Here is a 6,881-nt window from a genome sequence, read left to right as displayed (position 1 = left end):
GCTCTCGGGGTGCCCCAAACCCTACTGAGTTCTAGTCCGGGGGCGCCCCCCCACCTCTCCTACGTAAATGACACCGACCCGCCATGCTCGCCTCGCGGCAAGTGGTCGCTCGTAGCGACGAAGGTTGGGCCCGGGGGCTTGGATCGGGCCGGTGCCACATCAACGGTAACAAACGATCCCCGTAAGGCAATTCCCGTCCCGACAAGTCCCTGAAGTCATCCTCGGATGTCAGTCTCGGAGCAGGTCCGGGACCCCGTCCGCGTCCGGCTCGTCGCGCTCGCCCGACAGGACCGTCAGCTGCTGGGTCGCGCGCGTCAGCGCCACGTACAGCACCCGCAGGCCCGCCGGGGACTCGTCAGCGATCTCCGCCGGCGAGACGACGACCGTCGCGTCGTACTCCAGACCCTTGGCCTCCAGGCTGCCGAGCGCGACCACCCGTTCGCCGAGCCCGGCGAGCCAGCGCGCCGCCTGCTCGCGCCGGTTCATCGCCACGACGACGCCGACGGTGCCGTCGACCTGCTCCAGGAGGCGCGCCGCCTCGTCGCGCACGGACTTGCCGAGGTCCCCGTCGCGTACGACGCCGAACCGCGGCTCCACACCGGTGGACCGGACCGCCGAAGGCGACTCGGAGCCCGGCATCGCGAGCGCGAGGACCTTGGCGGCGAGTTCGGCGATCTCGGCGGGGTTGCGGTAGTTGACGGTGAGCGTGAAGCGGCGGCGCGGGCGGGTGCCGAGCGCCTCGTCACGGGCCTCGGCCGCCTCGTCCGGGTCGGACCAGGAGGACTGCGCCGGGTCGCCGACGACCGTCCACGTGGCGTGCCGGCCGCGGCGGCCCACCATCCGCCACTGCATGGGGGTGAGGTCCTGCGCCTCGTCGACGATGACGTGCGCGTACTCGGTGCGCTCCGCCGCGAGCCGCTCGGCGCGCTCCCGCTGCGACTCCTCGCGCTGCGGCATCAGCTCGTCGAGGCCGGTGAGCAGGTCGAGGGGGTCCAGGTCCTTCTTCTTGCGGGGCTTGGGCGGCGTACCGAGAATCGCCTGGAGCTCGTCGAGGAGCGCCACGTCGTGCACGGAGAGCTCGTCCCGCTTGAGGGAGCGGGCCACCTTGCGGACCTCGCCGGGGTTCAGGACGCGGCGGGCCCAGCGGCCGAGGCGCCGCTCGTCGCTCATCGCGGAGAGCACCGCGCGCGGCGTGAGCTCGGGCCACCAGGCGTCCAGGAAGCGGATGAAGTCGTCCTCGGACGTGATGTCGTCGTCGAAGGACGAGCGGAGTTCGGCGGCGAGTTCGGGGTCGCTGTGGCGTCCTGCCGCGCCGGACTGCGACCACAGGGCGTCCAGGAGGAGTTTGCGGGCGCGCGGGCGCAGGAGGTTGACCGGGGCCGTGCCGCCCAGCGCGTTGCGGCGGATGCGGGTCAGCTGGTCGGACTCCAGCTCCAGGCGGCGGCCGAATGCCACTACCCGGAGGCGGGTGGGCGTCTCGGCGGGGACTTGCAGGTCCGATTCTTCCTCGCCGAAGGTGAGCTGCTCCGGTTCGGTGGGGGTGTTCGCCGTTGCAGTGTGCGGGTCCGCTGTGCCCACCCGTTCGGCCCTTGCGGAACGCCTGCCCACAGCTGTCGTCGTACCTTCGAGCGCGCCCCTCGCCGCCCTCCGCAGGACATGCAGCATCCGCGAAGAGCCCTTGACCCTTGCCACCGCCGGGGAGTCGTAGACCGTGGCCTCCGCGCCCGGCTCGTCGGCCAGGGAGCCCACCGCGCGGATCGCGACCTGGCCCTCCTCGCCGAGCGACGGAAGGACTCCCTCCGTGTAGGCCACGAGCAGCGGGGTCGGCGAGACGATGAGGATGCCGCCCGCGTACCGGCGGCGGTCCTGGTAGAGGAGGTACGCCGCGCGGTGCAGCGCCACGGCGGTCTTGCCCGTGCCGGGGCCGCCCTCGACGTACGTCACCGATGCGGCGGGCGCGCGGATCACCATGTCCTGCTCGGCCTGGATCGACGCCACGATGTCCCGCATCGTGTGGCTGCGGGCCTGGCCGAGCGCCGCCATCAGGGCGCCGTCGCCGATGACGGGCAGCGTCTCGCCCTTCAGGGTCGCCGTGAGCTCCGGACGCATCAGGTCGTCCTCGACGCCGAGGACCTGGCGGCCCTTGGAGCGGATGACCCGACGGCGTACGACACGGCCCGGGTCGACCGGCGTCGAGCGGTAGAACGGCGCGGCGGCCGGGGCGCGCCAGTCGATGACGAGCGGGGAGTAGTCAGCGTCCAGGACGCCGATGCGGCCGATGTGCAGGGTCTCGGCGATCTCGGCGGTGTTGTTCGCCGAGACCGCGTCCTCGGCCGGCTCGACCGACGTGTACGCGCCGTCCGGGCCCTTCTTGCCGTCCTTGCCGAGCAGCAGGTCGATGCGCCCGAAGAGGAAGTCCTCGAACTCGTTGTTGAGCCGGTTGAGATGGACGCCCGCGCGGAAGACCTGCGCGTCCCGCTCGGCAAGCGCGCCCGGCGTGCCGACCTGGGAGCGCTTGGCCGCGTCGTTCATCAGGAACTCGGCCTCGTGGATCTTCTCCTCGAGACGCCGGTAGACCTGGTCGAGATGTTCCTGTTCGACGCTGATCTCGCGGTCGCGTACGTCGGCCACCGAGGCCCCTTTCCTGCGTGCAGCTGCCCTACCGAGCAGCCGTCTACCGTACGCGAAAGGGGGCCCCTATGTGCACTTCTCCTGCGCGACGATCACGCGTCGACTACGCGTCCACCTCCACCAGACGCTTGCCGTCGAAGGTGGTCACCTCGAAGTGGTCGATGTCGTTCCGGTCCATCGCGGCGCCTCCGTGGACGTACAGCGGATTGCGCGCCCACTTGTTCGAGCTGTCCTCGATGCCGTAGCCCCACTTCGGGACGGACCAGGTGGTCACCGTCTCCTTCTCGCCGTCCTTGCCGACCGCGATCAGCGAGCACTTGAGCGGGCCCTTCACGTTCTTCAGCTCCAGGACCGTGTGCGTGCCCCAGGCCTTCTTCTCCGTGCCGACGGTGGCGCTGACCTTGGTCGTCGGGTCGGTGGCCTTGATCTTGTCGTCCATGTGGTTGAAGAAGGCGTCCTCGGCGGGGCTCGTGGGGTGCGGATCGCCCGCCACGTCCTTCGTGCCACCGCCGTCGTCGCTCACCGCGAGGACCGTGAGCGGACCGCCGATGATCAGCGCGGCGGCGGCCGCCACCAGGTAGAAGCCGCGCCTGCGCTTCTGCTCGCGCTTGAGGGCGACCTCGTCCACGAGCCGGTCCGCGAGGCGGGGGCTCGGCCGGGCGGCGAGCTGCTCGCCGATCTCCGGTACGGGGCGTACGCCGCGGGCGCCGGGGAAGTCGGCGAGCGCGGCCAGCATCGGCTCCATGCCGGAGAACTCCTCCAGCTGGCGCGCGCAGTACTCGCAGCCCGCCAGATGCGCCTCGAAGGCGGTCGCCTCCGCGTCGTCCAGGATGCCGAGGGCGTAGGCACCGACGGTCTCGTGCACATCGGGAGCGCCGTGCCCGCCTGCCGACTCGTACGGGAACTCGTTCATGCCGTCACCCCCCGCTCCTCCAGCGCCAGCTTCATCGAGCGCAGCGCGTAGAACACCCGCGAGCGCACCGTCCCACTGGGTATACCCAGCGTCTCAGCCGCCTCATTGACCGTACGCCCTTTGAAGTAGGTCTCGACAAGTACCTCCCGATGTGCGGGAGTCAGGTCCTCGAGAGCGTCCGAGAGAGTCATCAGCCACAGCGCCTTATCGATCTCGTCCTCCGCGGGGATGACCTCCAGCGGTGAGGGATCGACCTCCTGCGGCCGGGCCTGCCGGCTGCGGTGGCCATCGATGACGATGCGCCGGGCGACCGTCACCAGCCAGGGGCGTACCGAACCGGTCGCTCGGTTGAGCTGACCGGCGTTCTTCCAGGCACGGATGAGCGTTTCCTGTACGACATCTTCGGCGCGCTGCCGGTCTCCCGCCACAAGTCGGAGCACATAGGCGAGAAGTGGACCCGCGTGCTCGCGGTAGAGCGCGCGCATCAACTCCTCGTCGGGTCCACCACGTTGGACCAGGCGATGTCGGTGCGGTCGCCCCTGCGGGCGCTCATCGGCCACGGCGGAATCCTTGCGCACGTCTGCCTCCGGTGTCCGCACTTCGTCGGGCTCGTCTTGACTGGCTCACCCGGGATGTACGTGTGAAGCGGGGCAGGTGTTCAACCGCGTCACGAACTTTTCTGATCACGCCCTCGCCAGCGCCGCCCTGCGCCGGTGTCTGGCCACCCGCTCGCGGTTGCCGCACACCTCGCTCGAGCACCAGCGGCGGCGCCGCCCGCGCGATGTGTCCAGATACACGATGGGGCAGTTGTCGCCCTCGCACTGCCGGAGGAGGGCGCGCGCCGCGGGGTCGGTGAGCAGGTCGACCGTGTCGCGGGCGACCGCCGCGAGGAGTGCCGCGCAGCCCGGGTCGCCGTTCAGTACGCGGACGAGGGAGCCGTCGGGGCGCCGGATCGCGCGGGCGGACGGCGGGGCCGCCGCGGCGAACGCGTTGACCCGGGCGAGCGCTCCGTCGGCGGACCGCCCCTCCAGCTCGCCGCGCACCAACTGCCCGATGTGGCCGCGCAGTTCACGGAAGGCGATGAGCCAGCCGGGGCCCGCGCCCGGCAGCGCCGTACGGTCCGGGACGAGCCCGGCGCCCGCGAGCCAGGCGCGCAGCCGGTCCACCGAGTCGAGCCGCTCCGTCGGATGGGTCGTCGCCACGAGATCCAGACAGCTCCGCCCGGAGTCGAATCGCAGCTCGAACGTGGCCGGGTCCATGCCCAACGCCATGCGCCTGTCACCGCCTTGTGGGGTTACCGGTGAGTGCTCCCCCTACAGTGCCTGCCCTTGGGCGGGGGCGGAACCCGGCGTACAAGGTTGCGCCGCGTCATACGCGCATGCATACTGCATGCATGGTAGCTCTGCAGATTCGCGACGTGCCGGACGAGGTCCGCGACATACTGGCCGGCCGCGCCCAGGAGCTGGGGCAATCGCTCCAGGGGTACCTCCTGTCCCTCGTCACGGACGAGGCGGCGCGGGCGAACAACATCGCCCTGCTCCGCACCTTCGAGAACCGCACCGACGGCGCGGACGGCACCATGGAACAGACCGTGGCGGAGATCGACGCCGCCAGGGCGGAGCGCGAGCGGTGATCGTCGTCGACGCCTCCACTCTCACGGAGGCGCTGACGGGCGACGGCCCCGCGGGCAAGTCCGCGCGCGCCCGGCTGATGCGCGACAACCACTGGGCGGCCCCGGAGCATCTCGTCGTCGAGACGTTTCACGCGGTGCGCGGGCGCCTCCTGGGCAGGAAGATCACTCAGGAGCGCGCGGACGCGGCGGTGGCCTCCTTGGCGAGCGCCGCCATCGAGACCGTGCAGGTGCAGCGACTTCTGCCGCGCATGTGGGAACTGCGGCAGAACGTGTCCGGCTATGACGCCGCGTACATCGCCGCGGCCGAGGCCTTCGCCTGCCCCCTCGTCACCGGTGACGCCCGCCTCAGCCGCTGCAAGATCGCGCGCTGCACGATCGAGGTCATCGGCTGACCGCGCCGCCTCACTCCGCGTACTTGGACCCGGCGGCCGGATCCAGCGCGAGCCGGTAGCCGCGCTTGACGACCGTCTGGACCAGCTTCGGGGCGCCGAGCGCCGTGCGCAGCCTGGCCATCGCCGTCTCCACCGCGTGCTCGTCGCGCCCGGCGCCGGGCAGCGCCCGCAGCAGTTCGGCGCGGCCGACCACCCACCCCGGGCGGCGGGACAGCGCCCGCAGCAGCGACATGCCGGCCGGCGGCACCGGACGCAGCTCGTCGTCGACCAGGACGGCATGGCCGCGGATCTCTATACGGTGCCCCGCGATGGGCAACGTACGGGCGCGGGAAGGCAGTTCCTGGCACAGGATCTGTACGAGGGGGCCGAGCCGGAAGCGCTCGGGCTGCACGGTGTCGACCCCGCGCGCCTGCAGCGGCAGTGCGGTCACCGGGCCGACGCAGGCGGGCAGCACATCGTGCTGCAGGGCGGCGAAGAGCTCGATGGACATGCCCCGCTCCTCGGCGCGGGCCAGCAGCGACGCGGCGGCGGGCGCGCTGGTGAAGGTCAGGGCGTCGACACCGCGGGCGACGGTGGCGTCGAGCAGCCGGTCGACGGGCCCGAGGTCCTCCGGCGGCATCCACCGGTAGACGGGCACCCCGACGACGTCCGCTCCCGCGGCCCGCAGGGACTCCACGAAGCCGGGCAGCGGTTCGCCGTGCAGCTGGAGCGCGACGCGACGCCCCGCGACGCCTTCCCCGAGCAGCCGGTCGAGCACCTCCGCCATGGACTCGGACGAGGGCGACCACTCCTCCGTGAGCCCGGCGGCGCGGATGGCGCCTTTCACCTTGGGCCCGCGGGCAAGCAGCTCGACCCCCCGCAAGCACTGGAGCAGCGCGTCGCCGAAGCCCCACCCGTCGGCGGCCTCGACCCACCCGCGGAACCCGATGGCGGTGGTGGCGACCACAACATCGGGAGCGTGGTCGATCAGCTCCTTGGTGGCGGAGAGCAGCTCGCTGTCGTCGGCGAGCGGGACGATGCGCAGCGCCGGCGCGTGCAGGACCGTGGCGCCGCGCCGCTGGAGCAGCGCGCCGAGCTCGTCGGCGCGCCGGGCGGCGGTGACGCCGACGGTGAATCCGGCGAGGGGGCCGTTCTGCTGGCTCGCGTGCATGGCTGCTCTCGTCCCGCTAGTACTGCATGGTGTGGTGCTCCGTGCTCCGGAGCCGCTTCGTATCCGGTCCGGGGTTGAATCCGGTCCGGGGTTGAACGAGCCTGCCAAGGGCCCGTGACAACCCCGGATCACCACGATGTCGTACGTGTTACGCCAGGCTAC

Annotated in this window: 7 protein-coding genes; 2 read left to right on the top strand and 5 right to left on the bottom strand. The window is 71.6% G+C overall.

The genetic code is table 11. The features are described from left to right. Window positions 1–228: 228 nt before the first annotated feature. The 4 genes from ACFWY6_RS10755 to ACFWY6_RS10740 all read right to left on the bottom strand — a co-directional run bounded on the left by ACFWY6_RS10755 (window position 229) and on the right by ACFWY6_RS10740 (window position 4,815). Entirely contained in the window at window positions 229–2,631 is a 2,403-nt protein-coding gene (locus ACFWY6_RS10755) for a HelD family protein (RefSeq protein WP_384687846.1), read from the bottom strand. Window positions 2,632–2,734: 103 nt separating this feature from the next. Beyond that, on the bottom strand, window positions 2,735–3,544 hold the full coding sequence (locus tag ACFWY6_RS10750) for a zf-HC2 domain-containing protein (RefSeq protein WP_360766279.1): 810 nt from the start codon (window positions 3,542–3,544) through the stop codon (window positions 2,735–2,737). Beyond that, window positions 3,541–4,122, bottom strand: a complete 582-nt coding sequence (locus ACFWY6_RS10745) for a sigma-70 family RNA polymerase sigma factor (RefSeq protein ID WP_135334888.1) — start codon at window positions 4,120–4,122, stop codon at window positions 3,541–3,543. The genes ACFWY6_RS10750 and ACFWY6_RS10745 overlap by 4 nt, the downstream gene beginning before the upstream one ends. A 105-nt stretch (window positions 4,123–4,227) precedes the next feature. Continuing rightward, window positions 4,228–4,815 carry a CGNR zinc finger domain-containing protein gene (locus ACFWY6_RS10740; RefSeq protein ID WP_384687845.1) on the bottom strand — a complete coding sequence of 196 codons (588 nt, stop codon included), beginning with the start codon at window positions 4,813–4,815 and terminating at the stop codon, window positions 4,228–4,230. A 122-nt stretch (window positions 4,816–4,937) separates the two neighbouring features. Between ACFWY6_RS10740 and ACFWY6_RS10735 the strand changes: the two genes are divergently transcribed. Both ACFWY6_RS10735 and ACFWY6_RS10730 read left to right on the top strand, forming a co-directional pair. Next, entirely contained in the window at window positions 4,938–5,177 is a 240-nt protein-coding gene (locus tag ACFWY6_RS10735; RefSeq protein WP_384687844.1) for a hypothetical protein, read from the top strand. After that, on the top strand, window positions 5,174–5,569 hold the full coding sequence (locus tag ACFWY6_RS10730; protein WP_384687843.1) for a type II toxin-antitoxin system VapC family toxin: 396 nt from the start codon (window positions 5,174–5,176) through the stop codon (window positions 5,567–5,569). The genes ACFWY6_RS10735 and ACFWY6_RS10730 overlap by 4 nt, the downstream gene beginning before the upstream one ends. 10 nt (window positions 5,570–5,579) lie before the next feature. Here the strand turns inward: ACFWY6_RS10730 and ACFWY6_RS10725 are convergent, their stop codons facing one another. Beyond that, window positions 5,580–6,719: a uroporphyrinogen-III synthase gene (locus ACFWY6_RS10725; protein ID WP_384687842.1), complete on the bottom strand. Its 1,140-nt coding sequence runs from the start codon at window positions 6,717–6,719 to the stop codon at window positions 5,580–5,582. Window positions 6,720–6,881: the final 162 nt, after the last annotated feature.

Origin of the sequence: Streptomyces sp. NPDC059037, assembly GCF_042740015.1 — a bacterium.
Lineage (GTDB): Bacteria > Actinomycetota > Actinomycetes > Streptomycetales > Streptomycetaceae > Streptomyces.
This window is presented reverse-complemented; position numbering and strand designations above follow the sequence as displayed.